This window comes from Methylobacterium sp. PvP105 (assembly GCF_017876975.1).
GTDB lineage: Bacteria > Pseudomonadota > Alphaproteobacteria > Rhizobiales > Beijerinckiaceae > Methylobacterium > Methylobacterium radiotolerans.
Map to the genome: position 1 here is coordinate 654682 of NZ_JAGIPA010000001.1, position 26109 is coordinate 680790.

The 26109-nt window shown below is 72.3% G+C and carries 22 protein-coding genes; 13 read left to right on the plus strand and 9 right to left on the minus strand.

The genetic code is table 11. From position 1 onward, the window contains the following. Positions 1-27: 27 nt before the first annotated feature. Positions 28-219 (minus strand): CsbD family protein, encoded by a 192-nt coding sequence (locus tag J3A75_RS03165; RefSeq protein WP_012317098.1) that lies wholly within the window; start codon positions 217-219, stop codon positions 28-30. A gap of 146 nt (positions 220-365) precedes the next feature. Here J3A75_RS03165 and J3A75_RS03170 point away from each other — a divergent pair, with 146 nt between their 5' ends. Beyond that, the gene (locus J3A75_RS03170; RefSeq protein WP_012317099.1) at positions 366-854 is read left to right on the plus strand and encodes a nucleoside deaminase; all 489 of its coding nucleotides are present in this window, start codon (positions 366-368) and stop codon (positions 852-854) included. A 63-nt stretch (positions 855-917) separates the two neighbouring features. Next, positions 918-1622 (plus strand): SDR family NAD(P)-dependent oxidoreductase, encoded by a 705-nt coding sequence (locus tag J3A75_RS03175; RefSeq protein WP_024827889.1) that lies wholly within the window; start codon positions 918-920, stop codon positions 1620-1622. A 7-nt stretch (positions 1623-1629) separates the two neighbouring features. On the opposite strand, the gene J3A75_RS03180 is transcribed toward J3A75_RS03175, so the two are convergent. Then, entirely contained in the window at positions 1630-3408 is a 1779-nt protein-coding gene (locus tag J3A75_RS03180) for an outer membrane beta-barrel protein (RefSeq protein WP_024827888.1), read from the minus strand. A gap of 320 nt (positions 3409-3728) precedes the next feature. Here J3A75_RS03180 and J3A75_RS03185 point away from each other — a divergent pair, with 320 nt between their 5' ends. Together J3A75_RS03185 and J3A75_RS03190 are read left to right on the plus strand one after the other, a co-directional pair. Further along, positions 3729-4229 (plus strand): MucR family transcriptional regulator, encoded by a 501-nt coding sequence (locus tag J3A75_RS03185; RefSeq protein WP_024827887.1) that lies wholly within the window; start codon positions 3729-3731, stop codon positions 4227-4229. Positions 4230-4444: 215 nt separating this feature from the next. Further along, positions 4445-5620 carry an MFS transporter gene (locus tag J3A75_RS03190; protein ID WP_209649692.1) on the plus strand — a complete coding sequence of 392 codons (1176 nt, stop codon included), beginning with the start codon at positions 4445-4447 and terminating at the stop codon, positions 5618-5620. Positions 5621-5624: 4 nt separating this feature from the next. On the opposite strand, the gene J3A75_RS03195 is transcribed toward J3A75_RS03190, so the two are convergent. After that, positions 5625-10469: an NAD-glutamate dehydrogenase gene (locus J3A75_RS03195; RefSeq protein ID WP_070998252.1), complete on the minus strand. Its 4845-nt coding sequence runs from the start codon at positions 10467-10469 to the stop codon at positions 5625-5627. A gap of 159 nt (positions 10470-10628) precedes the next feature. On the opposite strand from J3A75_RS03195, the gene J3A75_RS03200 reads away from it, so the two are divergent. The 4 genes from J3A75_RS03200 (at position 10629) to J3A75_RS03215 (ending at position 14323) form a co-directional block, all read left to right on the plus strand. Further along, complete coding sequence (locus tag J3A75_RS03200) at positions 10629-11045, plus strand: MarR family winged helix-turn-helix transcriptional regulator (protein WP_070998254.1); 417 nt, start codon at positions 10629-10631, stop codon at positions 11043-11045. Between the two features lie 29 nt (positions 11046-11074). Beyond that, positions 11075-12361 carry an MFS transporter gene (locus tag J3A75_RS03205; RefSeq protein WP_070998256.1) on the plus strand — a complete coding sequence of 429 codons (1287 nt, stop codon included), beginning with the start codon at positions 11075-11077 and terminating at the stop codon, positions 12359-12361. Between the two features lie 192 nt (positions 12362-12553). After that, positions 12554-13720, plus strand: a complete 1167-nt coding sequence (locus tag J3A75_RS03210) for a multidrug effflux MFS transporter (protein ID WP_041372450.1) — start codon at positions 12554-12556, stop codon at positions 13718-13720. 75 nt (positions 13721-13795) lie between these two features. Then, positions 13796-14323: a DoxX family protein gene (locus J3A75_RS03215; protein ID WP_012317108.1), complete on the plus strand. Its 528-nt coding sequence runs from the start codon at positions 13796-13798 to the stop codon at positions 14321-14323. Here the strand turns inward: J3A75_RS03215 and J3A75_RS03220 are convergent, their stop codons facing one another. Beyond that, entirely contained in the window at positions 14324-15772 is a 1449-nt protein-coding gene (locus J3A75_RS03220; protein WP_059410079.1) for an MFS transporter, read from the minus strand. A 207-nt stretch (positions 15773-15979) separates the two neighbouring features. On the opposite strand from J3A75_RS03220, the gene J3A75_RS03225 reads away from it, so the two are divergent. The 3 genes from J3A75_RS03225 to panE all read left to right on the plus strand — a co-directional run bounded on the left by J3A75_RS03225 (position 15980) and on the right by panE (position 19563). Further along, positions 15980-16870 (plus strand): DUF3313 domain-containing protein, encoded by an 891-nt coding sequence (locus J3A75_RS03225; RefSeq protein ID WP_012317110.1) that lies wholly within the window; start codon positions 15980-15982, stop codon positions 16868-16870. Positions 16871-17117: 247 nt separating this feature from the next. Beyond that, the gene (gene guaB / locus J3A75_RS03230; protein ID WP_012317111.1) at positions 17118-18611 is read left to right on the plus strand and encodes an IMP dehydrogenase; all 1494 of its coding nucleotides are present in this window, start codon (positions 17118-17120) and stop codon (positions 18609-18611) included. Between the two features lie 7 nt (positions 18612-18618). Then, complete coding sequence (gene panE, locus J3A75_RS03235; RefSeq protein ID WP_024827883.1) at positions 18619-19563, plus strand: 2-dehydropantoate 2-reductase; 945 nt, start codon at positions 18619-18621, stop codon at positions 19561-19563. A gap of 22 nt (positions 19564-19585) precedes the next feature. On the opposite strand, the gene J3A75_RS03240 is transcribed toward panE, so the two are convergent. Beyond that, on the minus strand, positions 19586-19756 hold the full coding sequence (locus J3A75_RS03240) for a hypothetical protein (RefSeq protein ID WP_012317113.1): 171 nt from the start codon (positions 19754-19756) through the stop codon (positions 19586-19588). 211 nt (positions 19757-19967) lie between these two features. Here J3A75_RS03240 and J3A75_RS03245 point away from each other — a divergent pair, with 211 nt between their 5' ends. Together J3A75_RS03245 and J3A75_RS03250 are read left to right on the plus strand one after the other, a co-directional pair. After that, the gene (locus J3A75_RS03245; RefSeq protein ID WP_209650906.1) at positions 19968-21269 is read left to right on the plus strand and encodes an RsmB/NOP family class I SAM-dependent RNA methyltransferase; all 1302 of its coding nucleotides are present in this window, start codon (positions 19968-19970) and stop codon (positions 21267-21269) included. A 115-nt stretch (positions 21270-21384) separates the two neighbouring features. After that, entirely contained in the window at positions 21385-22398 is a 1014-nt protein-coding gene (locus J3A75_RS03250) for an alpha/beta hydrolase (RefSeq protein ID WP_029359083.1), read from the plus strand. A 4-nt stretch (positions 22399-22402) separates the two neighbouring features. On the opposite strand, the gene J3A75_RS03255 is transcribed toward J3A75_RS03250, so the two are convergent. The 4 genes from J3A75_RS03255 to J3A75_RS03270 all read right to left on the minus strand — a co-directional run bounded on the left by J3A75_RS03255 (position 22403) and on the right by J3A75_RS03270 (position 26050). Continuing rightward, the gene (locus J3A75_RS03255; protein ID WP_058607565.1) at positions 22403-23641 is read right to left on the minus strand and encodes a hypothetical protein; all 1239 of its coding nucleotides are present in this window, start codon (positions 23639-23641) and stop codon (positions 22403-22405) included. Positions 23642-23747: 106 nt separating this feature from the next. Continuing rightward, positions 23748-24272, minus strand: coding sequence for a DUF2937 family protein (locus J3A75_RS03260; protein ID WP_070998262.1), 525 nt, complete (start codon positions 24270-24272; stop codon positions 23748-23750). A gap of 93 nt (positions 24273-24365) precedes the next feature. Then, positions 24366-25379 (minus strand): WD40 repeat domain-containing protein, encoded by a 1014-nt coding sequence (locus J3A75_RS03265; RefSeq protein ID WP_070998264.1) that lies wholly within the window; start codon positions 25377-25379, stop codon positions 24366-24368. Next, positions 25376-26050 (minus strand): YoaK family protein, encoded by a 675-nt coding sequence (locus tag J3A75_RS03270; RefSeq protein WP_012317119.1) that lies wholly within the window; start codon positions 26048-26050, stop codon positions 25376-25378. The genes J3A75_RS03265 and J3A75_RS03270 overlap by 4 nt, the downstream gene beginning before the upstream one ends. Between the last annotated feature and the right edge of the window lie 59 nt (positions 26051-26109).

Consider the following 26109-nt stretch of genomic DNA (forward strand, 5'->3'; position numbering starts at 1 on the left):
GGGTTCCGTTCCGGTCGCGCTCGACGATCAGAGCTTGTCGGTGGCGGACTTCACCGCGCTCTTGGCGTCGCCGACCGTGCCCTGGGCCTTGCCCTTGAGCTCCTGAGCGGCGCCCTCGGCCTTGAGCTTGTCGTTGCCGGTCACGTCGCCGATGCCCTGCTTGGCCTTGCCGAGGGCCTCGTTGGCGACGCCCTTGATCTTGTCGGTGGTGCTGCTCATGGCGTTGTCCTCTTGCTCGATCTGCGGCGACGCCGCACTGGTTCCTGAAACGGTCACGGTCGGCGGAATGTTCCAGGCCTTAACATTGACCTGGATCAGGCGAGCCCGCTGCCCGATGCCCGTCGCGTCAGTGGAATGAGAACAGCTTGGCTGCCGATCCGATCCATCCGGCCAGGGCGGAAGCGTCCGGAAGCCTGACCGCGCTCGATCACGCTTTCGCGGCCGCCCGCGCCGCGGCCGCGGCCGGGGAGGTCCCGGTCGGCGCCGCGGTGGTCCGGGACGGGACCGTCCTGGCGGTCGCCCACAATCGGCCGCGCGAACTGCACGATCCGACGGCGCATGCGGAGATCCTGGCGATCCGCGCGGCCTGCGCCACGCTCGGCACCGAGCGCCTCGTCGGCTGCGATCTCTACGTCACCCTGGAACCGTGCCCGATGTGTGCCGGCGCGATATCCTTCGCCCGGATCCGGCGGCTCTACTACGGCGCGGCCGATCCGAAGGGGGGCGGGGTCGAGCACGGGCCGCGCGTCTTCGACCAGCCGACCTGTCACCACGCGCCGGAAGTCTACGGTGGTTTCCGCGAGCGCGAGGCGGCGGCCCTGCTCAGGGCGTTCTTCGCGCAACGCCGGGACTGACGTGATGACCGGCGACCGAAAAGGTTCCTATCGGCCCGGGGCGGGCCAGCGGAGGAGGGCACGATGATCCCGACCTATTCAAGAGCCCTGATCGTCGGGGCAGGCTCCGGCCTCAGCGCGTCGCTCGCGCGCGTGCTTGCGGCCGACGGCATGGCGGTCGGCCTCGCCGCCCGGAACGTCGACAAGCTCGCCGCGCTGGCGGCCGAGACGGGCGCGGCGGTCCACGCCTGCGACGCCAGCCAGCCCGCGGAGGTCGAGGCCCTGTTCGCCCGCCTCGAACCCGCGCTCGGCGGCCCCCCGGACGTCGTCGTCTACAACGCGAGCGGCCGCCTCCGCGGCCCGGTCGCCGACCTCGATCCGGACGCGGTTGCCCGGGCCCTGATGGTGTCGGCGTATGGCGGATTCCTGGTGGCGCAGGCCGCGGCGCGCCGGATGCTGCCGCGCCGCCACGGCGCGATCCTGCTGACCGGCGCGTCGGCGAGCGTGAAGGGCTTCGCCGAGTCGTCGCCGTTCGCCATGGGGAAGTTCGCCCTGCGGGGACTCGGCCAGAGCCTCGCTCGCGAATTGCAGCCCCGGGGCATTCACGTCGCCCACATCGTGATCGACGGCGCGATCCGCAATCCGGCCCGCGGCGGCGAGCCGCCGGAGGCGCCCGACAGCCACCTCGATCCCGACGCCATCGCCCGGGCCTATCGCGACCTCCTGCGTCAGGACCGAAGCGTCTGGACCTCCGAGCTGGAACTGCGTCCCTGGACGGAACGGTTCTGACGCCGCCTCAGGGGTTCACCCGCAGGCCGAGCAGGAAGGTGTTCTCCCGGAAGCTGGATCCGGCGACCGTGCTGTCAAACTTCTGATAGATGTAAGTGCCGCGCAGGGTCAGCCAGCGGGTGAAGTGGTAGTCGAGCCGCGCGGTCGCCGAGAAGCCGTTCTCGCGGATGCTGCTGCTCTGGTAGTCGTTCCGGAGATACGATCCGCCGAGGACGATCGAGAGGTTGCGCAGCAGGTCATGCTGCACTTCCAGCGTGGCGACCTCGGTGAGCACGCCGCTGGAGCCCGGGATCGTCGTCTCGGTAACGCCGGTCGCGGCGGTGAACCGCACGGTGGTGAGCGGGCTCGCCGCCCAGACGAGGGCCGCGTTGAGCAGCGGGGCGTTGATGTCGCGCAGGCTCGGATCGACGTAGGTCCGGTGCTGGATGCCGGCCGAGATCTCGCCCGTCACCGAGCGCGCGAGGCCGATGCTCGTTCCGAAGGCGACCGCGATGCCGTCCGAATCCCGTCGGATGCCCGTCGCGTCGAAGCGCTGGTCGTAGACGCGCGTATCGCCGAGCAGATCGATGAACGGGCTGAAATCCGGATTGATCTCGTAGGCCGTGCGCAGTTGCAGGCTGTACTGGTTCAGGTTGCGGTCGGACTGGTTGACGATCGTCCCGTCCGCGAGGCGCGCATTGTCGAACTCGGAGCGGTCGACGGACCCACGCAGGGTGACCGACAGGCGGTTGAACGTCTCCGTGGCCCCGAGCGAACCGCCGTAGACGGCCAGGAGCGGCCGCGTCGTGGCGGTGGCGGCCTGGAGGTTGGCGCTCGACGTCCGCTGCGTGTCCACCAGGAACCGCCCCTCCGCGTCGATGCGCAGGTCCCGGTTGGCGTCGATGCGCAGCCGGACCACGCCGTCGGCCGCGGGGCGGCTCGCCGCCTCGTTCTGCGGCGTCTCCAGGTAGGATCCCCGGAGAGAGCCCTGGAGCGAGCTGGAGGCCCAGTTGCTGCGGAAGTCGACCGTGGCGTCGGTGCGCAGCGCGACCGAGCCCTTGGCGATCTGGCGGGTGGTCTGGTCCGGATTCGTGTCGTAGCCGACGCTCTGCGCGAAGGTCGGGAGCACCGTGAAGGTCCCGACCTGATAGCCGATCGGCGCGTAGGCCGGGTCGGTCGGGATCGCGCGCGCCAGGTCGGTGCCAAGGATGAAGCCCGGGGTCAGGAGCCCGAGAGCCGGCGCGATGGACTGGAACGGGAGGGTCGGCCGGATCGGCGTCACGACCTGCGGGTTCGGAACGCCGACCACTGCCTGTTGGACCACCGGCGTCAGCCGCAGCGCCGGCGGCGGGATCTGCGTCACGTCCTGGGTCACTCGCCGCGTCGCGGAGCCGATCCGCCGCGGCGGCGCGGCCCGCGTGCGCAGGAGGGTCGACGGCGCGAGGTTGGCCGGCGCCGTCGAGGATCCGCCGGTGCGCCGTCCCCCCGTGGTGACGCGGGTGCTGAGCTGGGACAAGCCGGGCTGACCCGGGATCTGCGTGGGCGCGGGGGGCGAGAGCGGTGATCGGAGGCTGTCGCCGCCGGTCTGCTCGCCGCCGGTCGCGTCGCCGCCGAGCGCGCCGCGGGTCTGGTCGCGGTTCAGGCCGTCCGGGATGCTGCGCTTGAGCGCGGGCAGACCGTTCGGGGCCGTGTCCTGGCCGATACCGGGATTGTCGGGCTGCCCGGTGACAGGGCTCGTCGCATCGAACCGCTGGGCTGCCGCGGGCGCCGCGAGCGCGACTCCGAGCGCCGCCGCGACGAGCCGCATCCTCCGCCGTTCCCACCGGTCAGCCGCCGTCCGCACCTGATCCCGGTCTCCGCCAAAGTCCCCGGCACCCGCGTGCGGAGATTACAGGTCACGCCGCCCCAGAACAGGTTGCCGGCATGGTTAACGAACCCTAGCGGCGACGTGGTTAATGGCCCGTCAACGGCCTCGTGGCGGCAGGATCCGGCAGCGACGCAGCGATCTGACTTGTCCATCACGAATACGATTGAGATTTCGCGTATACTATGCTAAAGACGCTCAGACTTCGATCGCATCCGATAGGGATTGATCGACCCGAACAACTGTAACTCCTGAGGTTTGACGTGAGTGAGAACGCAGGCAGCGAGCACGGCCCGGCGATCGGGCTCGCAGTCGATATCGTCGCCGCTTACGTGTCGAACAATTCCGTTCCGGTGTCGGAACTTCCCGGATTGATCGGCGGGATCCACGCGGCGCTGAACGGTTTGACAACTCAAGGTCGCGCCGCGAATTCGGCGGTTGAAAAATTAAGTCCGTCCCAGATCCGCAAGTCGGTCACGACTGATCATATTGTCAGCTTCGAGGACGGGAAGCCGTACAAGACGCTCCGGCGGCACCTGACGCTGCGCGGCCTGACGCCCGAGGCCTACCGCGAGAAGTGGGGTTTGCCGCGGGACTATCCGATGACCGCGGCGAGCTATTCGGCGCAGCGATCCGAGCTGGCCCGCGCCCTCGGCCTCGGACAGCAGCGCCGCAAGACCCGCGGCGGGACCGCGGCCGCACCCGAGGCGCCGCCCGCGCCGGCCGCCAAATCGCGGGGCCGGAAGAAGGTGCTGGCCGAGTAAGGGGACGACCAAGGACTGGGCTGTTCCGCGTTCCCGGCGCGCCGCTCGACCGATCGGCAGCACCCTGATCGGGCCGCGGCGGTGGACGCGCACCGACGTCCCGTGCCCCTGCGCGTCGCGCAACTGTGCGCCGCGCCCCCGACGCTATCCAACGGCGACCGCGCTGCGATGCTGCTCTGCACCATCGGAACCCGCCCGCGCCGAAGGACGTCCCCGTGCCGCCTCTGCCGATCCTCGCCCTCGCCGTCGCCTCGTTCGGGATCGGCACCACCGAATTCGTCATCATGGGCCTGCTCCCGGAGGTGGCGCAGAGCTTCGGCGTCACCATTCCGCAGGCGGGCTATCTGGTCTCGGGCTACGCCATGGGCGTGGTCGTCGGCGCGCCGATCGTGGCCATCGCTACCGCGGGACTGCCGCGCAAGACCGCGCTCCTCGCGCTGATGGCCGTGTTCCTCGCGGGCAACCTCGGTTGCGCGCTGGCACCCAGCTACGGCCTCCTGATGGCCGCGCGGATCCTGACGGCCTTCGCCCACGGCGCGTTCTTCGGCATCGGCGCCGTCGTGGCGCGGGATCTCGTGCCGCGGGAGAAGCGGACGCAGGCGGTCTCGCTGATGTTCGCGGGCCTCACCCTCGCCAATGTGCTCGGCGTGCCGCTCGGCACCGCCCTCGGGCAGGAGGCGGGCTGGCGCTCGACCTTCTGGGCGGTGGTCGTGATCGGGCTCGCGGCGGGGCTCGCGATCCAGCTCTGCGTGCCGGATGGGCTCCCCGGGACGCGCGGCCGGCTCGTCAGCGAGTTCCGCGCGCTCGGGCGCTGGCCGGTGCTGCGGCCGATGCTGATCTCGACCCTGTCCTCGGTGAGCTTCTTCACGGTGTTCACCTACGTCACGCCGTTCCTGACCGGGGTGACCGGTTTCACGCCGCAGGGCGTGACCGGCGTGCTGTTCGCCGCCGGCACAGGCCTGACCGTCGGCAATCTGCTGGGCGGCCATCTGGCCGACCGCGGTCCGATGGCTACGATCATCGGCAGTTTCCTGGGCATCGTGGCGGCCCTGCTGGTGCTCGCCGCGGTCGCGCACCATCCCGTGCTCACGGTGGCGGTGGTGGTGCTCTGGTCGGGGCTGGTCTTCGCCCTCGTCTCGCCCCTGCAGATCTGGGTCGTGGAGGCGGCCAGCGACGCCCCGAACCTCGCCTCCACGTTGAACCAGGGCGCCTTCAATCTCGGCAACGCCGCCGGCGCCTGGATCGGCGGCACGGCGCTGACGCTCGGGGCCGGTTACGGCCAGCTGCCGCTGATCGCCGCGGCGGTGTCGCTCGCCGGTCTCGGGCTGGTGCTCACCGCGGTCAGTCGCGGGCGCCAGGGCGCCGCCCCGGCATCCGCGCTCGGCGCCTGATCGCTCAGTCGGTCCGGACGAGGTCGCCGAGCAGGCTCGCCGCCACGGTCGCCTTGGACACCGTCAGGCCGGACGCGCTGATCGCGTCGACGGCCTCGCGGATCCGGGCGAGCGGTGCGCCGCGCGCCCGGATCCAGGCCTCCACCGCGTCCGGCCCGGCGCCGAGATCCGCCACCACCTCGGCCGTGAGCTTGCGGTGCGCGGCGGCGATGCCGGCGCCCGCCCGCTCCAGGGCGACGCGGTCGAACGTGTCGGCCACCGGCACGGTCCGGGCCGCGGCGGCGAGATCGTCCAGGCGGAAGGCGTGTTCCAGGGCGAAATGCGTCGCCGCGACCTCCTCGACCGGCCGGCCGCTGGCCTCGGCCACCCGGACGATGTCGGGGCCGGAGACCAGCGCCCCGAGCGAGGCGAGGCGCCGCGCCTGGGTCGGCGCCATGCCGTGCCCGGTCAGCTCAGACTCGCGGGCGCCGATCGTCGCCAGCGCCTCGTCGCCGAGCACCTTGGGCAGGGCCGCCTCCACGGCGGCGATGCCGTCCCTATAGCGGGCGACCACCGGCGCGAGGCCGCCGCTCAGGTCGAGGTTGCGGATGAACCACACGATGCGGTTCGTCAGCAGATCCTGCACCTCCGCGTAGAGGTCGAGCTGCCCCGTGCCGGAGACCCGGCCCGCGAGGCCGTCGATGGCGAGGTTCAGCTCCATCAGGCCGAACGCGTCGCGAGTTACCGCGTAGGCCTTGGCGATGGTCGCGGCGTCGGCCCCGGTGCCGTCGACGAGGCGCGTCACCAGCGACGGGCCGCCGCGGTTGACGATGATGTTGGCGAGTGCCGTGGCGATGATCTCGCGGCGCAGCCGATGGCCCTTGACGGCGTCCGGGAAGCGATCGCGCAGGGCTTTCGGGAAGTAGCGCTGCAGCTCGCGGTCGAAATACGGGTCGTTCGGCACGGCGCTCTCGAGGATCGCGTCGTGCAGCGACAGCTTCGCGTAGGCCAGCAGCACCGCGTATTCCGGCCGGGTCAGCCCCTCGTTCCGCCGCATGCGCTCGGCGAGCGTGCCGTCGTCCGGCAGGAACTCCACCGCCCGGTCGAGCCGCCCCTCCGCCTCCAGCGCCTGCATCGTCCGCATCGCGAAGCCGGTCTCGCCGAGGCCGCCGCGCTGGGCGAGGGACAGGGCGAGCGTCTGCAACTCGTTGTTGCGCAGCACGAGGCGCCCCACCTCGTCGGTCATGTCGGCGAGAAGGGCGTTGCGCGCCTCGTAGCTGAGCCTCCCGTCCCGCTCCGGCGTCATGAGCGCGATCTTGATATTGACCTCGACGTCCGAGGTGTTCACGCCGGCCGAGTTGTCGATGGCGTCGGTGTTGAGCCGGACGCCCGCGCGCGCCGCCTCGATGCGTCCGCGCTGCGTCAGGCCGAGATTCGCGCCCTCGCCGATGACCTTCGCGCGCAGCTCCGGCCCGGTGATGCGCAGGGCATCGTTGGCGCGGTCGCCGGCATCCTCGTCGGTCTCGGTGGTGGCCCGGACATAGGTGCCGATACCGCCGAACCAGAGCAGGTCGGCGGGCGCCTTCAGGATCGCCAGCATCAATTCGGTAGGCGTCGCTTCGGACCGATCGAAGCCCAGTGCGGACCGAATCGCGTCCGAGAGCGGCACGGTCTTCAGGCTGCGCGAGAACACGCCGCCGCCGTCCGAGATCAGGCTCCTGTCGTAGTCCGCCCAGGAGGACCGCCCCAGGTCGAACAGACGCCGCCGCTCGGCGAAGCTGCGCGCGGCGTCCGGGTTCGGGTCGAGGAAGATGTCGCGGTGGTCGAAGGCCGCGATCAGGCGGAGGCTCGCGGAGAGCAGCATGCCGTTGCCGAACACGTCGCCCGACATGTCGCCGACGCCGACCGTGACGATGGGGTCGGTCTGCACGTCGACATCGATCTCGCGGAAGTGCCGGCGCACCGCCTCCCAGGCGCCGCGGGCAGTGATGCCCATGCCCTTGTGGTCGTAGCCCTGGCTGCCGCCGGACGCGAACGCGTCGCCCAGCCAGTGGCCCTTCTCCAGCGAGAGGGCGTTGGCGATGTCCGAGAAGGTGGCCGTACCCTTGTCGGCCGCCACCACCAGATAGGCGTCGTCGGGATCGTGCCGCACCGTGTCGGGCGGCGGCACGATGGCGTTGTCGACGATGTTGTCGGTCAGCTCGAGGAGCGTGCGGATGAAGATCCGGTAGCTCTCGGTCCCCTCCTGCATCCAGCCGGCCCGGTCGGAGGCCGGCGGCAGCCGCTTCGGGAAGAAGCCGCCCTTCGCGCCGACCGGCACGATCACGGCGTTCTTCACCTGCTGGGCCTTCACGAGGCCGAGGATCTCGGTGCGGAAATCCTCCGGCCGGTCGGACCAGCGCAGCCCGCCACGGGCGACGTAGCCGAAGCGCAGGTGCACGCCCTCGACGCGGGGCGCGTAGACGAAGATCTCGAAGAACGGCCGCGGCAGCGGCATCGCCGTCACCTTCGCGCAGGCGAACTTGAAGCTGATCGTCTCCCGAGGCTGCCCGTCGGCGCCGGTCTGGTAGAAGTTCGTCCGCACCGCCGCCTCGACGAGATTGACGAACCGACGCAGGATCCGGTCGTCGTCGAGGCTCGTGACACCGGCGAGGGCGGTCTCGATGCCGGCGCGCACCTCCGCCTCCTGGGCTGTCCGGTCGCCGGCGAGGGCGGGGTCGAACCGGGCGCGGAACAGGGCCACGATCGCGCGCGCGATCCCGGCGTGGCGGCTCAGCGTGCCCGCGAGATAGTCCTGCCCGTAGCGGATGCGCAGCTGGCGCAGGTAGCGGCCGAGGGCCCGGAGCAGGGCCGCCTCCCGCCAGGGCAGGGCAGCCTCCAGGACGAGCCGGTTGTAGCCGTCGGACTCCGCGATGCCGTCCGCGATGGCGAGCATCGCCGCCTCCAGCGGCCGCTCCAGCGCCGCGAGGTCGATCGGGGCGCCGGTGGCGCGCTCGATCAGCATGTCGTGCAGCCAGACCCGCGCGGCCTCCTCCGTGCCGGACGGCGCGATCTGGTACGTGCGCTCGTTGAGGACGCGGAAGCCGAGATTCTCCAGCGCCGGGACCCGGTCGGACAGCGCGATCGCCGTGCCGCGCGAGAACGCCTTTAGGCGGACCTGCGCGGCGGCGTCGCTGGGGCGCCGATCGAGATGGACAGCCCGCGGCTGCGTCTCACCGAGGCCGTCGAGGATCAGCACGTCCGCGACGGCGCTCTCGGGCTGGAAATCGTCCCGGTAGGCGGCCGAGAACGCGTCGCCGTATCGGGCGGCCAGCCGGCGCGCGCGGTCGCCGCCCTGGGATTCGGCCAGCGCCGCCCGCAGCGCGTCGCCCCAGGTCCGGACCAGGGCGACGATCCCGGCCTCGAGGGAGGCGGGATCGTGCTCGGGGCTGCCCTGATCGGGCAGGCCGATGATGTAGTGGATCCGGGCCAGCGAGCCTTCCGGATAGTCGGGGTAGGCCGCGCTGAGCCGCCCGCGGTAGGTCTCGGCCAGATAGCTGCCGATCCGGCCGCGAACCGCGGAATCGTAGCGGTCCTTCGGGACGTAGACGAGCAGCGAGACGAACCGGCCGAACCGGTCGGGGCGGGACAGCACGCGGACCCGCGGCCGGTCGGCCAGCGCGGCGATCGCCAGGGTGAACCGGTAGAGCCGCTCGCTGTCGATCTGGAAGAGCTCGTCCCGCGGGTAGCCCTCCAGCACGGCGAGGAGGCTCCGGCCGGCATGGCTCGTCGGGTCCAGGCCGGCGCGATCGACCACGGCCTCCACCTTCCGGCGCAGCACGGGCACCTCGCGGGCTGGGCTCGTGTAGGCGGAGGCGGTGAACAGGCCGACGATCCGCACCTCGCCCGAGAGTTTGCCGAGGCCGGAGAACAGCTTGACGCCGACATAGTCCAGGTAGGCCGAGCGGTGGACCCGCGACTTCACGCTGGCCTTGGTGATGATCAGCGGCTGCGGCTCCTCCAGGAATGCGAGGATCTCCGGCGTGTAGTCCACCGGCGTCCGGCCCCGGCGCAGGGGCGTGGCGCCGGGATCGCGGAGCACGCCGAGGCTCGACCCCTCGACCAGTGGGTGGGCTTCGCCGGCGATGCCGTGCTCCTGCATGCCGAGGATGAGGAACTGGCCGTCCGTCAGCCATTCGAGGAAGGCGCGCGCCTCCTCGGTCTCCGTTTCCGGCATCGGCGTCGGCCCGCGCCCGAGATCGGCGGCGAGGTCGGTGAGGCGCGCCAGCATGGCGTCGCGGTCGTCACCCGCCAGGGCGACGTCGCGGTAGACGGCCGCGAGGGCGTTCAGGAGCCGCTCGCCGGTCTCAACCGCCAGGCGGTCGAGATGGATGTGGATGAAGCTCTCGCGCGCGAGACTCCCCTGCGCGTCAGCGGTCGTCTCTCCGACCACCCGGATGAGCCCGCCCGCGCCGTCCCGCTCCACGCCGAGGATCGGGTGCGCGACGAGCTGCGGAGCGAGGCCCTGCTCGGTCAGTTCAGCCAGGGTCGAGTCCAGCAGGAATCGCCGGTTGTCGTTGATGACCTCGAGGACCGTCGTCTCGCACGGACGGCCGTCGCGCACCAGCTCGCGGTCGCTCAGGCGCATCCGCGCCGGGTCGCCGGGCCTGCGGGGCTCGGACAGGAAGGCGCGGGCGCGGGCGGCGAGGTCCGCCAGGACCGAGGCGTCGTAGGGGGCGAGATCCTCCGGTGTCACGCGGCCGAACAGGTCGCGGACGAAGCCGCCCGGGCCGCCCTGCTCGGTGACGATGTCGGCGGCCGCCTCTATCAGCCCGGCGCGGGCCGTCTTCTGCTCCGAGGAGGACAACGCCGTCGCGGTCTCGAGTGTCATCGCGCTTCTCCCGAACCGGGTCACTCGCCCCAGCGATAGCAGCGTGACCGGCCGTGTCGATGACGGCGCCCGGCCGTTTCCGCGCCGACGGGTGTCGATCGTCGCGAACCGTCAGCGTCGGCTTGCCGGGCGCGCGATGCGTGCATATACACCTATGCCATGAGCGCCCCGTCGCCCGAGCCGTGCACCTGCTCCGCCCTGCGTCGCGCCACGCGGGCGCTGACGGCGAGCTATGACGCCGCCCTGAAGCCGACCGGCCTCCGGGTGACGCAATTCGCGATCCTGCGCCATCTGGACCGGCTCGGGCCGGTCCCGGTCTCGCGCCTCGCTGCCGAGGCGGCGCTGGAGCGGACCACGATGGGCCGCAACCTCGACCCGCTCAAGCGCCGCGGCCTCGTCGCCATCACCCCCGGCGCGGCGGATCCGCGCGAGCGCCGCGTGTCCCTGACCGCGTCGGGCCGGGAGGCTCTCGCGGTCGCGACGCCCTACTGGCGCGAGGCGCAGAGCCGCATCAATGCCCGGGTCGATCCCGCGACCGTCTCCGCGGTGGCGGAGGCCCTGATCTCCGCCGCCTGACCGATCTGCACCGCTTCCGGAGCCCGTCCATGACCGCCCTGACAGAGACGCGCCCCGGCTCGCGCCTGCACTATGCCTGGACCGTCGTCGCGGTGACCTTCCTGGTCCTGCTCGTCGGGGCCGGGGTCCGCGCCACGCCGAGCGTGCTGATCGTCCCCTGGGAGCGGGAGTTCGGCTGGACGGCGGCCACGATCGGCGTCGGCATCGCGCTCAATATCTTCCTGTACGGGATGATCGGCCCGTTCGCGGTGGCGATCATCGAGCGGTTCGGCCTGCGGCGCTCGGTCTGCGGCGCGCTGCTGATCCTGGCGATCGGCACCGCCGCCACGAGCCTGATGACCGCGCCGTGGCAGATGGTCCTGCTCTGGGGCCTGGTCGTCGGATCCGGATCCGGCATGGTGGCCAACGTGCTCGGCGCCACCGTGGCAGGTCGCTGGTTCGCCAAGCGCCGGGGCCTCGTGCTCGGCCTGCTGACCGCGAGCAGCGCAACGGGGCAGCTCGTCTTCCTGCCGATGCTGGCCTCGATCGCGGTGGGGCAGGGGTGGCGGTCCGTCTCCCTGGTGGTCGCCGGCGCGACCCTGGCGTTGATCCCGCTGGCCGCTCTGTTCCTGCGCGACCGACCGGCAGATCTCGGGCTACCCCGCTACGGCGAGGACGCGGTGACGCCGACGCCGGTTCTGACCGAGAACCCGGCCGTGCGGGCGCTTCGCGGTCTGCGCATCGGCCTGCGCTCCCGGGATTTCTGGCTGCTCGCCGGGACGTTCTTCATCTGCGGCGCCTCGACCAACGGGCTGATCGGCACCCACCTGATCCCGGCCTGCATCGATCACGGCATCGCCGAGGTCACGGCCGCCGGCCTTCTGGCGCTGATGGGGATCTGCGACCTGATCGGCACCACGGCGTCGGGCTGGCTCACCGACCGGTTCGACTCGCGCAAGCTCCTCGCCTGGTACTACGGGCTGCGCGGCCTCTCGCTGATCTTCCTGCCCTACTCGTTCGATTACAGCTTCTACGGATTGTCGCTGTTCGCGGTCTTCTACGGGCTCGACTGGATCGCCACGGTTCCGCCCACCGTCCAGCTCGCGGGCAAATCCTTCGGGGAGGAGAACGCCGCGCTGATGTTCGGCTGGATCGCGGCCGCGCACCAGATCGGCGCGGCGTCCGCGGCGTGGCTCGCCGGCATGGTCCGGACCGAGAGCGGCACCTATCTCGGTGCCTTCGTGTCGGCCGGCCTGCTCTGCCTGGTCGCCGCCATGATGGCCGCCTTCGTCGGTCGGAAACCGAGCGAGCCGGTCCTGCGCCCGCTGCCGGCCTGAACTGCGCGGCGCGGGCAGGGTTGTCACAACTGCGCCGCGAAGGACGAGCCCTGGTCGGCGCGTTCCAGCGCATTCCGAGAGCCCGCCGTGACCATCGCGATTCGGCCCGTCCCGCCGGTCCAGGACGTCCGCGCCCCGCGACCCTGGTCGGGGCCGGGCTTCGCCGAGTTCGTCGCCATCATCGCCCTGATGATGGCGGTGACGGCAATCTCCATCGACAACCTGCTGCCCGCGTTCCCGGCCATCGAGGCGCGCTTCGCCGTGCCCGATCCCAACCGGCTGCAGCTCCTCGTCTACGTCTACATGATCGGCTTCGGCTTCGCGCAGATCGTCTACGGACCGGTCTCCGACGCCCTCGGGCGCCGGCCGGTGCTGCTGGCGAGCCTCGCCATTTACGTGGTCGGCTGCGGCCTCGCCATGGTGGCGCCGAGTTTCGGCTGGCTGCTCGCCGCGCGGATCATCCAGGGCATCGGCGCCGCCGGCGGGCGGGTGCTGTCGGTGGCGATCGTGCGCGACCGGTTCGCCGGCCGCGAGATGGCGAGCGTGATGTCGCTCACCATGATGGTGTTCCTGATCGTCCCGATGATCGCGCCGGCGATCGGCGGCATGATGCTGGCGCTGGGCTCGTGGGTCTACGTCTTCGTCTCGATGCTGGTCCTCGCCTTCTGGCTGACGCTCTGGTTCTCCCTGCGGATGCCCGAGACCCTGCACCCGGAGTACCGCCGGCCGCTCTCGCCGGCCGCGACCTGGGAGGCGATTCGGCTGACGCTGAAGACCCGCGTCGCCGTCGGCTACGCCACCGCGCTCGGGCTGATGACCGGCTGCATCATGGGCTACGTCGGCTCGGCCCAGCAGGTCTTCGATACCGGCCTGTACCACCTCGGCCCGCTCTTCCCGCTGGCCTTCGGGCTCGTGGCCGGCGCCATGGGCGCGGCGACGCTGATCAACGCCCGCGTGGTCCGGCGGCTCGGGATGCGAGCGATGTCGCACAGCGGCGTCATCGCGTTCACGCTGGTCGGCTTGGTGCAGGTCGGCGTCGGCCTCGCCTATCGCGGCCACCCGCCGCTGGCGCTGTTCCTCTCGATCCTCGCGGTGAACCAGTTCCTGATCAGCTTCGCGATGCCGAATTTCAACGCCCTCGCGCTGGAGCCGCTCGGCGCCATCGCCGGCACGGCCTCGTCGTTCCTGGGTTTCTACACGACGATCCTGGGCGCGCTCTGCGGCTTCCTGATCGGCCAGTCCTTCGACGGCACGGTGCTTCCCGTGGCGATCGGCTACGCCAGTCTGGGCGCCCTGGCGCTCCTCGTGGTCGCCTGGACCGAGCGCGGCCGACTCTTCCGCGGCGGCGTCGGCGGTTGAACGGGCGCCCTTAACGCGGTCTTCAGCGGAAAGTTGCAAAGCTCCGGTCCTGATCCCCGCCGACCGGACACGCCCATGCTCGCCCGCGCCCAGGACGGAACCCTCCTCGTCGCGCGCCTGCTGCTGGCCGCCGCGCTCCTGCCGACCGGGATCGCCCGGGCGCTCAACGTGTCGGGATTCGCGCTGACGCTCGCGGGGGCCGGGATGCCGTTTCCCAATGGCGTCGCCACCGCCGCCGTGCTGGTCCAGGTATTCGGACCGCTCGCCCTGATCCTCGGGGTCCTGCCCGGGCTCACCGGCTTGGCGCTCGCGCTGTTCGCCGCCGTGACGGCCTTCGTGCTCCACCCGTTCTGGTACTATGTGGGACCCGCCGCGGTCGCCGAGCGCGCGCTGATGCTGGCCGATCTCGGCCTCGCGGGCGGGTTCCTCATGTACGCCCTGAGCGGTCCGGGCGCCCTCAGCTGGCAGGGCTGGCGCGCCGGAACCCGCGCGGCGGCGCCGAGCGCGAAGCCCGCCGCCGCGAAGGCGTCCGGCAAGGGCAGCGCGCCGCGGAACGGCGGCAAGCGCGCTGCCGGCAGGCCGCCGGCCCGCGCCGCGGCCTGATCAGCCGTGCCGCGGCCTCATCTCGGTCGTCGGGGCGGGCGGCGCGGCAGCCATCTTCCGCCCGGAGATCTCCGCGCCGGCATCCGGCGACAGGTTGCGGAAGGCCAGTGCCGAGGCCGCCGAGATCACGGCGACGGCGAAGAAGGCGGGCCCGAAATCCGACGCCTGGATCTCCGTCCGACCGTGAAACCCGGCATTTCCCTCGAGCGCCAGCGCGCCGAGCGTGACGCCGAGGCTCAGCGACAGCTGCTGGCAGACGCTGGCGAAGCTCGTGGCCGCGCTCATCTCCTTCGATTCGAGATCGGCGTACGCGATGGCGTTGACGCAGGTGAATTGGATGGAGCGCGAGCAGCCGCCGACGAACAGCAGGATCACCATGATCCAGTGGGACGTCTGCGCGGTGTAGAACCCGTTGACCGCCAGGAAGGCCGAGGCGAGCAGCGCGTTCCAGACCATCAGCGCGCGGAAGCCGGTGCGGCGCAGGATTCGCGGACCCAGGGTCTTCACGAACATCGCGCCGGCCGCCGCCGCGAAGGTGATCAGGCCGGACTGCAGCGCGTCGAGCCCGAAGCCGACCTGCAGCATCAGCGGCAGCAGGAACGGGATGGCACCGGTGCCGATCCGGAACAGGCTGCCGCCGAGCACCGCGACTCGGAAGGTCGGCCGCTGCATCAGGTCGAGCCGGACGATCGGGTAGGCCACCCGCCGGGCATGCGCCCAGTAGAGGGGCAGGAGCACCGCGCCCGCGGCGAGGCAGCCCCACGAGACGGCCGCCGGCAGCAGGTGGCGGCCGAGGGAGGCGAGGCCGAGCATCAGGGCGGCGAGGCCGGTCCCGAGCAGCACGAAGCCGAGGAGATCGAGGGGCGGCCGCTCCGGCTCGCGCACATCCTCGAAGTACAGGCTCGCCAGGACGATTCCGGCGCAGCCGATCGGCAGGTTGATGAAGAAGATCCAGCGCCAGTCGAACCACGTGGTGATCAGGCCGCCCACCGGCGGACCCAGCACCGGGCCGACGAGGGCCGGGAAGGTCAGGTAGGCCAGCGCCGTGACGAGCTGCGATTTCGGCACGCTGCGCAGCACCACGAGCCGTCCGACCGGCACCATCATGGCGCCGCCCATGCCCTGGAGGAACCGCGCGGCGACGAACCACGCGAGCCCGTTCGCGGCCGCGCAGGCGAGCGAGCCCGCCATGAACACCACGAGGGCCGCGCGGAACACGGTCCGCGACCCGTACCGGTCCGCCATCCAGCCGCTTACGGGGATGAAGATCGCGAGGCTGACCAGGTAGGAGGTCAGCGCGAGCTTGAGGGCGATCGGGTCCTCGTGAAGGCTCGCCGCGATGCTCGGGAGCGCCGTGGCGATCACCGTGGAATCGGTGTTCTCCATGAACAGCGCGGTGGCGACCGTCAGGGGGACGATCCAGAGCGGTCTTTGGGCGGTGGCAGGCATCACACAGCAGACGCATGGCGCGCCGCCGCGGTTGCACGGCAGCGCGGCCACCTCGCACCCTCGTGTTTCGCGAATGTATCCATCGTGCAACAGAGGTTGAGCAGCGGCGCGGAGCCACCTTTTTCGCGGGTGCTCCAATGGCTAAGTTTCCATCACGCGTCCGTGAGGCCGCTTCAGCCGGCCCGGGGCCGGCGCGCGAGGAACTCGATGCAGTCCAGCCCCAGCAAGATCCGCTCCCTGCCGCGGATCGCCGCCGGCGTCGCCCTCCTGTCGATGGTGGCCGCCTGCGGCACCGTCCTGCTCAACGATCGCGGCTCGCTCACGCGCTACGACCGGCTGAAGTCCAGCGATCAGGTCGCCTCGGCCTCGCGGATCTACGTCGACCGGCCGGCCCTGGCGAAGGCCCGCACGGTGCGCATCATCCCGACGGCGTTCCACGCGGACGTGTCCGGTGCCGCCCCGCTGACCGCGGCCGAGCGGCGCCTCATCGCGAACGCCGCCGACCGGGCGCTCTGCTACGACCTGTCGCTGAAGTACGACATCGTCACGAGCCGTGATGCCGACCTGACCGTGCGGGCGCAGGTCACCCGCGTCGAGCCGACCGATCTCCTCGGGGCCGGCGCGACCATCGCGGGCTCCGCGGGCGTGACCGTGGCGTCGCAGCTCGGCCTGAGCTTCGCCGAGGGCGTCGGGCGCGTGCCGATCCCGCGCGTGCCGATCGGGCTCGGCAGCCTGACCGTCGAGGCCGAGGCGCTGGACCGGCGTCGCGAGCAGCGGGCCGCCATGGTGTGGGGCGGCGCGGCGAACTCCTTCACCAGCCAGCCGCGCTTCTCCCGCGCCAGCGACGCCTACGACCTCGCCGGCGAGTTCGGCCAGGATTTCGGCTACATGCTGGCGACCGGCGACGACCCGTTCACGGCCCCCAACACGATCCCGACCTGGGACCGGATCCGCATCACGACCCTCGGCGAGGCGCCCCTCGACCCCGACTGCGAGGCGTTCGGCCGCGCTCCGGGCATCGACGGCATGCTCGGCGACTATATCGGCCTGCCGCCCGAGTACACCGACAAGGGCCCGGCCGCGCCGGCGATGCGCTAGGCCGCTCGCCGCCGTGCCCGCTCCCCTCGGTAGACGGCGGGGGGCCTCGGTCCTGACGGCTGAGATCCCGTCAGGACGCCGCCGCGCGCCTCGACCGGGCGTGGATAAGCCCCGAGCCATGCGCGTTTTCGCGCTGCGACGCATCAACCGCGCATTGGCGCCCTCGCGGAGCCCGTGATACTGGCACTTGCCAACCCGATCCCGTAGCGCGACCCCCAACGCGCCGCCGTCCGAGGAAAGTTGGCACATGGCCCGAGTAGAAACCGCATCGATCATCGAGGGCCTCACCTTCGACGACGTGCTCCTGCGGCCCGCCGCCTCCTCGGTGATGCCGACCGAGGTCAGCGTCGCCTCGCGGCTGACCCGCACGATCCCCCTGAACCTGCCGATCCTCGCCTCGGCGATGGACACCGTCACCGAGGCGCCGATGGCCATCGCCATGGCGGCCAACGGCGGCATGGGCGTCATCCACCGCAACCTCGAGCCGCCGGAGCAGGCCGAGCAGGTCCGCCTCGTCAAGAAGTACGAGTCCGGCATGGTGATGAACCCCATCACCATCCACCCCGACGAGACCCTCGCCGACGCCTTCGAGGTGATGAAGCTCAACCGCATCTCGGGGATCCCGGTGGTCGAGCGCGGCCCCAACGGCTCGCGGGGCAAGCTCGTCGGCATCCTGACCAACCGCGACGTCCGCTTCGCGACGAACTCCAACCAGCCGGTCGCCGAGCTGATGACCCGCGACCGCCTGATCACGGTCCGCGAGGGCGTGACGCAGGACGAGGCCAAGCGGCTGCTCCACCAGTTCCGGATCGAGAAGCTGCTGGTCGTCGACGACCATTACCGCTGCATCGGCCTGATCACCGTCAAGGACATCGAGAAGCGCGTCGCCTACCCGAACGCCGTCAAGGACGAGCAGGGCCGCCTGCGCGTCGCCGCCGCCACGACGACGGGCGACAGCGGCTTCGAGCGGGCCGAGCGCCTGATCGACGCCGGCTGCGACGTCATCGTGGTGGACACCGCCCACGGCCACTCGATCAAGGTGCTCGACGCCGTCGCCCGGGTGAAGCAGCTCTCGAACGCCGTGCAGGTCGTGGCCGGCAACGTCGCGACGCGGGACGGCGCCAAGGCGCTGATCGATGCCGGCGCCGACGCCATCAAGGTCGGCATCGGCCCGGGCTCGATCTGCACGACCCGCATCGTTGCGGGCGTCGGCGTGCCGCAGCTCACCGCGCTGATGGAGGCCGTCGAGGCGGCCGGCGAGGCCGACATCCCGGTCATCGCCGACGGCGGCATCAAGTATTCCGGCGATCTCGCCAAGGCGATCGCGGCCGGCGCCTCGGTGGCGATGCTCGGCTCGCTGCTCGCCGGGACCGACGAGGCGCCCGGCGAGGTGTTCCTCTACCAGGGCCGTTCGTACAAGTCGTACCGCGGCATGGGCTCGGTGGGCGCCATGGCCCGCGGCTCGGCCGACCGCTACTTCCAGGCCGAGGTGAACGACACCCACAAGCTCGTGCCGGAGGGAATCGAGGGGCAGGTCCCCTACAAGGGCCCGGTGGGCAACGTCCTTCACCAGCTCGCCGGCGGCCTGCGCGCCGCCATGGGCTACGTCGGCGGCGCCACGATCCCCGAGTTCCAGGAGCGGGCGCAGTTCATCCGCATCACCAATGCCGGCCTGCGCGAGAGCCACGTCCACGACGTGACGATCACCCGCGAGAGCCCGAACTACCCGTCGCGGACCTGAGGGACCGATGCGCACGCTGATCGTCGGGGCCGGCGCGACCGGCGGCTATTACGGGGCGCGCCTCGCCGAGGCGGGCGCCGACGTGACCTTCCTGGTGCGGCCGGCGCGGGCGGCGAAGCTGGCGGCGGACGGCCTGAACGTCCGCTCGCCGCTCGGCGACCTGCACCTGCCCGATCCGCCCACCGTCACGGCCGATAAGCTGGCCGGGGCCGGGCGGTTCGACCTGATCCTGCTGTCGTGCAAGGCCTACGACCTCGACAGCGCCGTCGCGGACCTGGCGCCGGCCGTCGGGCCCGACACCGCGATCCTGCCCGTGCTCAACGGCATGTCGCATCTCGACGTCCTCGACGCCCGGTTCGGCGCCGAGCGGGTGCTCGGCGGCTCCTGCGCGATCGCCGCGACGCTCGCGCCGGACGGCGCGATCCGCCACATGAGCGAGCTGTGCAGCATCACCTACGGCGAGCGCGACGGGTCGCGCTCGTCGCGGATCGAGGCGGTCGACGCGCTGATGCGCGGCCTCAAGTTCCAGCCGCGCCTGAGCGACGTGATCCTGCAGGAGATGTGGGAGAAGTGGGTGTTCCTGGCGACGCTCGCCGGGGCGACCACGCTCATGCGCGCCGCGGTCGGCGACATCGTGGCGGCGCCCGGGGGCACCGCGCTGATCACCGCGCTGCACGCGGAGTGCACGAGCGTCGCGGCGGCGAGCGGTTTCGAGCCGCGGGCCGTCGTGGCGGAGCGGGCGCGGGCGCAGCTGACGGCGGCGGGTTCGACCTTCACGGCCTCGATGCTGCGCGACATCGAGAACAGGGGCCGGATCGAGGCGGACCACGTGATCGGCGACCTGATCGCCCGCGGCGAGCGGCTGGCACCGGAAGTGCCGTTCCCGCTCCTGACCGCGGTCTACACGGGCCTCAAGGCGTACGAGGCCCGCCGGGCGCGGGAAGCGGCCTGAACCGCACCCCCGCGCGGACGTCTCAGTAGCGGCCGGGCGGCGGGGGCGGGTTGCCGTATTCCAGCTGCGTCTTGGCATCGACGCGCGGACGCGGCACCGGCGTCAGCTCCGGCTGGGCGGCGGGCGCACTCGCGCAGGCGGCGAGCGTGGCGGTGACCAGGGCCGCGAGGGCGACGCGAACGGTGGACGTCATGGGCTGGGTACTCCCGGGATGCGCCCGGCGACGGACCGGTCTGGTCCGGCGCGGGCGGATGCCATACGACACGCGGCGGCCCGCACGGCGAGCCGCCCGCAGCACGGTCTGCGCCGCGAAGGTGCAGGAAGCTCGGCCGTAACGTGGCGGCATCGTGGGCCAAGCGTGGCCGTTTCACGTCGTCGTCGAGGCATTCCGAAGGATCTGACCCCTGACTCCCGCCGCTCGCTGCTCTGCCGCCATCGAAGTCCTGACCGATATCGCCGAGCGCCGTCGACCGGCCGCCGACGCCCTCAAGGACTGGGGCCTCGCCCACCGCTTCGCCGGCTCGGGCGACCGCGCGGGCATCGCCAGCCTCGTCTACGACGCCCTGCGGCGGCGGGCCTCGGCGGCCTGGATCATGGGCGCGGACACGCCGCGCGCCATCCTGATCGGGACGCTGCGCCTCCAGCAGGGACTCGCCGCCGCTTCGGTCGCGGACCTGTTCACCGGCGAGCGCTTCGCGCCGGCCCCCCTCAGCGACGACGAGCACGCGCGCCTCGACGGCGGGTCGCTGCAGGACGCGCCTCCGGAAGTGGCGGGGGACGCCCCGGCCTTCGTGCTCCCGGACCTCGCGGCCACGCTCGGCGAAGACCTCGTCCCGGAGCTGAAGGCGCTGGCGCGGCGGGCGCCCCTCGATATCCGGGTGAACGCCCTGCGCGGCGACCGCGACGCGATCCTGCCGGCGCTCGCGGCCTTCGACGCGGCGCCGACACCGCACGCGCCGGCGGGCCTCCGCGTCCCGATCGGCGCCGACGGCCGCGGTCCGGCGCTCCACGTCGAGGCGGAGTTCCTTGAGGGCTGGTACGAGATCCAGGACGAGGGTTCGCAGCTCGCCGCGCTCCTCGCCGCGCCCCGCGCCGGGGAGACCATCGTCGACCTCTGCGCGGGCGGCGGCGGCAAGACCCTGGCGCTCGCGGCTGAGACCGGGAACAGCGCCCGCCTCATCGCCACCGACGGCGATCCGCGCCGGCTCGCGCCGATCCACGAGCGCCTGCGCCGGTCCGGTGCGCAGGCCGAGGTGCGGACCCCGCGCAGCGGCAAGGCGCGGGCCGATGTCCTCGCGGATCTCGACGGCAAGGTCGACCGGGTCGTGGTCGACGCGCCCTGCACCGGGTCCGGCACGTGGCGCCGGAATCCCGATGCCAAGTGGCGGCTGCGGCCCGGGAGCCTCGCGCTGCGGACCACCGAGCAGGCCCAGGTCCTCGATCGGGCGGCGCGGCTGGTCAGGCCCGGCGGGCGGATCGTCTATATCACCTGCTCGCTGCTCTCGGCCGAGAACGACGCGGCCGTCTCCGGCCTCCTGTCGGGCTGGCGCGGCCGCTTCGACGTCGTCCCCGCCGATGAGGTGCTGACGGCAGGACCGGAGTCGCTCCGGGCAGCGGTGCGGAAGACGGCCCACGGGATCCAGATGAGCCCGCTGCGGACCGGGACCGACGGCTTCTACGTCGCGGTCATCGCGCGGAAGGGCTGAGGCGCGCCGCCGCGACGGAACCCGTGCCGCTCCGACGGACGTTGCACCCGCGCTCCTGCGGGAGCCGGGTTCGCCGCGCGGCGGTCCCGCCCGCGGCCGCATCCGGGAGATGCCCTTGCGCCTCGACCGCCGTTTCCTGCTCGCCGGTCTCGGAAGCGCCCTCGGGCTGCGCGGCACCGGGGCGGGAGGGGCCGCGGAGACGGCACCGCCGCCCCTCCCGCACGAGTCGGTCCGGGCGCTGCCACGCTCGCTCCCCGGCGCGGATCTGCAGGTGATCGAGCTGTGGCCCGGCGCGCCGCCGGGCGGCGGTGACGGACCGCACGCGGACGGCTACCGCTACGTCGAGGGGACGTTCGGCGACATCACGCGCGTGTCGCGACCCTGTCTGCTGGTCATGCGGCCGGCCAATCCCAACGGCGCCGCGATGATCGTCGCGGCCGGCGGCGGGTACGAGTTCATCGCCATCGGCAACGAGGGCGTCCCGGTCGGCCGCGTCCTGAACGCCGCCGGCGTCACCGTCTTCCTCCTCGTCTACCGCCTGCCGGCGGAGGGGTGGGGCTCGGGACCGGACGCACCGCGTCAGGACGCACAGCGCGCCCTCCGGCTGGTCCGGGCACGCGGCGCGGAGTTCGGCATCGATCCCGCGCGGGTCGGCGTCCTCGGCTTCTCGGCGGGCGGCCACCTGATGGGCGAGACCGCGGTCGGGAGCGCCCGGGACCTGTACGCGGGCGTCGACGCGACCGACGCCCAGCCGATCCGGCCCGCGCTGGCCGGTCTGATCTACCCGGTCATCACCATGCGCAAGCCGTTCGACCGGACCGCGACCCGCCGCATCCTGGTCGGCGACGACGTCACCCCCGACGAGATGAAGACCTACTCGGTGGACCTGCAGGTCGGGCCGGAGACGCCGCCGACCTTCCTGGTCCAGGCGATCGACGATCCCGTCGCAGTGGCCGACCATCCGCTGCTGATGTTCTCGGCGCTGCGGAAGGCGCGGGTCCCGGCCGAGCTGCACCTGTTCGAGCGCGGCGGCCACGGCTTCGGCCTCGGCGCGCCCGGCACACCCGCGGCGGCGTGGCCCGGCCTGTTCCTGGCCTGGATCCGCCTGCACGGCTTCCTGCGCGCCTGACCGCTCACTCCCCCCGCGTCTGCAGGCGGTGCAGCTTGGCGACCTTCGGCCGACTGGTCCGGAACTGGCCGCGCTCCACCGCGACGAAGACCACGATGGCGATGGCGAGGGTGGTCAGCCACCACACCGCGGTCAGCCCCACGCTCAGGCAGGCCACCGTGAAGGCGGCCGCGAAGCAGCCCATCGCGCCGGGCACCAGGGCCGGGCCGTCCCGGCCGGCCCGCCGGATCGAGGCGTAGAGGGCGAAGGCGGCAGCGAGCGCGCCGACGATGCCGAGCTCGTACCAGAACTCGAAGAGCGCCGTTGTCGGCGCGTTGGCCGGCAGCAGGCCGACCAGCCGTCCGCGCAGGGCCGTCTCGAAGCCGTGCCCGGTGATCAGCCGCACCGGATCGGAGGTCACGACCTTCTGCCAGCTCTTCAGCGACAGCACCGCGGGGGCGACCGGCCCGAGCAGCGCGGCCCCCACCGGCCGCGCCAGGAAGGGCAGCAGCGGCGCCGCGGCCAGCAGGGCGGCCGAGAGGGTGGCGGTGAGCATCACGCCGAGCCCCTGGCGGTAGCTCGTCAGCGCGAAGGCGACGGCGCCGACCGACAGGGCGGCGATCTGGGTCCCGTCCGGCTGGACCGTGAGGGCGAGGGCGACCAGCAGCGCGAGGCCCAGCGCCTCCCGGTCGCGGCGGCGGGATCGCAGCCACGCGAGGGCCGGCCAGAGCAGCAGGATGAGCAGGACAAGGCCGCGATCGAGCGCGCCGTCATCCTCGACGCCGGACGGCGCGAGGTGGGCGCCGAACAGCCCGAGCATGATCGCCACGATCGCCCCCGCCACGACGCCGAGTGGCAGGAGGTAGAGATTCGCCGAGCGCATCCGGTCGGGGAGGGCGAGGTAGCCCAGGAGGGCGAGGCCGATCGTTGCGCCGAGATTGGCGAGCCGCTCCAGCGCGGGCCCGAGGAAGGGCGTCCAGGTGAGCGACAGGGCCGACCACAGCACGACCAGCATGCCGGCCAGGAAGGCCGGAGCGGTCAGGAGACGGTAGGTCGCCGGGCGGACCGGGCGCTGCCGCCGGTCGATGACGCTGGCGATGATCAGGAGGATCACGGCGATCGGCGCGAGGATCACCGAGGCGCGGCGCGCGACCTGCGCCAGGACCGGGAGAACCACGAACAGGCCGAAGAAGCCGATGCGCCGCAGCAGCGCGGCGGCGTCGAGCGCCGGATCGATGGTGGTGGAGTTCGACGCGCGCGGCATCTTGCGCCTTCTCCCGGACCGGGACGGCCGGATCCCTGCTCGATACGCAAGGCTCGCGCAAGCCGCTGTAGACGTTGCGCCACAGTCTTGCCCGCGCGAACCGCGCTCACGCCGCGGTCGCGGATTCCCGCGGGCGCCGACGGACCGCTCGTCGGCCGACATCCGAGGCGACGCGCCAGCCACCCCACGCGACAAAAAAACCGATCAGACCCGCGGCGAGGCCGTCGGCGCTCGTGGGTACGGCCGGGCGGAACTCGCGGTAGGCGGCCTCGGCCACCGGCAGGTCGGGATCGCGCAGCATCGCCACCACCCGGCCGAGGGGGCTCGTCGCCGCGGCCAGGGCCTGCTGCTGGGCGCGCAGGCGGGCGAGACGGGCGATGTCGGCCTGGGCGGCCTCACCGCGGCGGGCGACGAGCTGGTCCGGGCTGGCGCGCAGCCGGTCGATGGCGCCCTCGCGCGTCGTGCCGGTGGCCTGCGCGTCGGATTCGAGGACCGCCACCTGCCGACGGAGTTCGTCGGCGGCGCCGCCGAGGCGCTGCGCGTATTGCTGCGCGAATTCGGGGGCCTGCGCGGCGACCACGCCTCCGAGCAGGCCGAGGGCGAGGCCGAAGGTGCGGAACACGCGAAACATGTCTGGCCTCCGGCGGGGAATCGACCCCCGACAAAGAGCACGCACGGGGCCCCGGTTCCAGCCGCGGGCGCGACGACGCTCGCCTCCGTGGGCTCAGCCCGGCAGCGTCAGGAGGCCGGCCTTGCCGTCGGTGCAGCCGAACAGCAGCCGGCCGCCGCGCGCGTCCCAGCCGAGCGCCGTCACGCCGCTTCCCTGGACGGCGGGGCGCACCAGCAGCTCGGCCGCGTCGGTGAAGCGGACGAGCAGGATGCAGCCGTCCTCGTAGCCCATGGCCAGCACCGGCGCCCTAGGGTGGAAGGCCACGCGGGAGACGCGGGCGGGGCGGACGCCGCATTCGCGCGGCGCCTTGCCGGTCGGACCCTCCTTGGAGTCGAACGGCCACACGATCGCCGCCTCGGCCCCGCTCGTGGCGAGCCAGTTGCCGTCGAACGACCACGACATGGAGCGGACCTTGCCGGGATAGCCCGACATCCGCATGTGGCCGCGGTCCGGCTGCAGGCGCCAGCCGTGCAGGCTGTTCTCCTGCATGGTCGACACCACGAAGCGCCCGTCCGGCGACCACGTCACGTCGATATGCGAGCCCTTCCAGGTGACCACCTCGGCGGGCGTCTCCAGATTGGGGTACCAGAGGCTCACGCCGTTGTAGTGGGCGACACCCAGCCGGTACCCCTTGGGCGCGAAGACGAGGCCGCGCGCGGAGGACGGCGCCTCGAAGGTCTTCTCGCGGCCCTTGGCGTCCCGGGCCACGACGGAGCGGCCGGCCGACCACGCCACGCCACCGTCGGGATGGACCGCCAGCGCGTCGATCCAGGCACCGCCCTTGGCGAGGCCGAGCTGCTCCATCCCCCCGTCGGCGCGGATCGCCACCACGCGCCCGTCGTCGCCCCCCGTGACCAGCCGGTCGACACCGCCGGCCGCGACGAGGATCCCGCTGTCGGGATGCGCGGCGACGCGCGCGATCCCGTCCGCCCGCACCAGCGCGACCGTGCCGTCGCTGAGCGCCAGGGCCGGCACGTCCTTGAGGAAGTGCGCGGCGAGCACGTGCTCGCCGGGCTCCAGCGCGGCGACGTGACTGGTGAGGGACGGGTTGCTGACGGGGCTGCTCATGTCGGGGGGACCTTCGCGGCCGGCGGCGCGGTGCGCAAGACCAGGAACGCGGTAATCAACGCCAGCCCGCCCGAGATCGCCGCCGGGGCGATCAGCGCGTACAGGCCGACCTGCTGGTAGGCGTGCGCGCCCAGATAGGCGCCGAACAGCAGCGAGATCCAGACGGAGGCGTCGCCGAGCCAGCCGAGAGGATCCCCGGTGCGTGTCAGGGCCTGCGCGATCTTCTGGCCGAGGCTGAAGAGCGCGCCGGTCACGAAGGTCGTGCCGGCCCTGAACCCCTTCACCTGCGCCAGCACCGCGTTCTGGGATCCCATCGCCACGGCGACGAAGAAGGCCGCGAGGCCGAGCTCGGGCGACTGGAGGCCGAGTCCCAGACCGGCGAGGATCAGCAGGGACTCGTAGGCGAGGACCGCCGGCGTCGTCCACCGCGGCGGCACGAGGATCGCCAGCCCGCTCCCCAGGACCGATCCCGTGAGGAACGCGAGGATCAGGATCGCGGGGAGGATCATGCGGTGCAGCTCGACCTGGGCGCCGAGAACGGCGAGCTGCGTGGTGTTGCCGCTCATGAACGACGTGTAGAGGCCGCCCAGTCTCACGAAGCCGAGGGCGTCGACGTAGCCCGCCATACCGGTGAGGAGCAGGCCGACGCCCAGCTGCCAGCGGCGGTTCACCGTTCGGCCTCGCCGTCGCGGGCCGGTAACGCTCCGTTAACCATTCGAACGCCTTCGTT

What these genes read in the sequence shown, in the direction of transcription:
- J3A75_RS03265 (WP_070998264.1), bottom strand. Translation starts at nt 25,379, where the DNA reads ATGAGCAGCCCCGTCAGCAACCCGTCCCTCACCAGTCACGTCGCCGCG.
- J3A75_RS03205 (WP_070998256.1), top strand. Translation starts at nt 11,075, where the DNA reads ATGACCGCCCTGACAGAGACGCGCCCCGGCTCGCGCCTGCACTATGCC.
- J3A75_RS03240 (WP_012317113.1), bottom strand. Translation starts at nt 19,756, where the DNA reads ATGACGTCCACCGTTCGCGTCGCCCTCGCGGCCCTGGTCACCGCCACG.
- J3A75_RS03165 (WP_012317098.1), bottom strand. Translation starts at nt 219, where the DNA reads ATGAGCAGCACCACCGACAAGATCAAGGGCGTCGCCAACGAGGCCCTC.
- J3A75_RS03200 (WP_070998254.1), top strand. Translation starts at nt 10,629, where the DNA reads ATGAGCGCCCCGTCGCCCGAGCCGTGCACCTGCTCCGCCCTGCGTCGC.
- guaB (WP_012317111.1), top strand. Translation starts at nt 17,118, where the DNA reads ATGGCCCGAGTAGAAACCGCATCGATCATCGAGGGCCTCACCTTCGAC.
- J3A75_RS03225 (WP_012317110.1), top strand. Translation starts at nt 15,980, where the DNA reads ATGCAGTCCAGCCCCAGCAAGATCCGCTCCCTGCCGCGGATCGCCGCC.
- J3A75_RS03260 (WP_070998262.1), bottom strand. Translation starts at nt 24,272, where the DNA reads ATGTTTCGCGTGTTCCGCACCTTCGGCCTCGCCCTCGGCCTGCTCGGA.
- J3A75_RS03210 (WP_041372450.1), top strand. Translation starts at nt 12,554, where the DNA reads ATGGCGGTGACGGCAATCTCCATCGACAACCTGCTGCCCGCGTTCCCG.
- J3A75_RS03195 (WP_070998252.1), bottom strand. Translation starts at nt 10,469, where the DNA reads ATGACACTCGAGACCGCGACGGCGTTGTCCTCCTCGGAGCAGAAGACG.
- J3A75_RS03175 (WP_024827889.1), top strand. Translation starts at nt 918, where the DNA reads ATGATCCCGACCTATTCAAGAGCCCTGATCGTCGGGGCAGGCTCCGGC.
- J3A75_RS03215 (WP_012317108.1), top strand. Translation starts at nt 13,796, where the DNA reads ATGCTCGCCCGCGCCCAGGACGGAACCCTCCTCGTCGCGCGCCTGCTG.
- J3A75_RS03220 (WP_059410079.1), bottom strand. Translation starts at nt 15,772, where the DNA reads ATGCCTGCCACCGCCCAAAGACCGCTCTGGATCGTCCCCCTGACGGTC.
- J3A75_RS03255 (WP_058607565.1), bottom strand. Translation starts at nt 23,641, where the DNA reads ATGCCGCGCGCGTCGAACTCCACCACCATCGATCCGGCGCTCGACGCC.
- J3A75_RS03180 (WP_024827888.1), bottom strand. Translation starts at nt 3,408, where the DNA reads ATGCGGCTCGTCGCGGCGGCGCTCGGAGTCGCGCTCGCGGCGCCCGCG.
- panE (WP_024827883.1), top strand. Translation starts at nt 18,619, where the DNA reads ATGCGCACGCTGATCGTCGGGGCCGGCGCGACCGGCGGCTATTACGGG.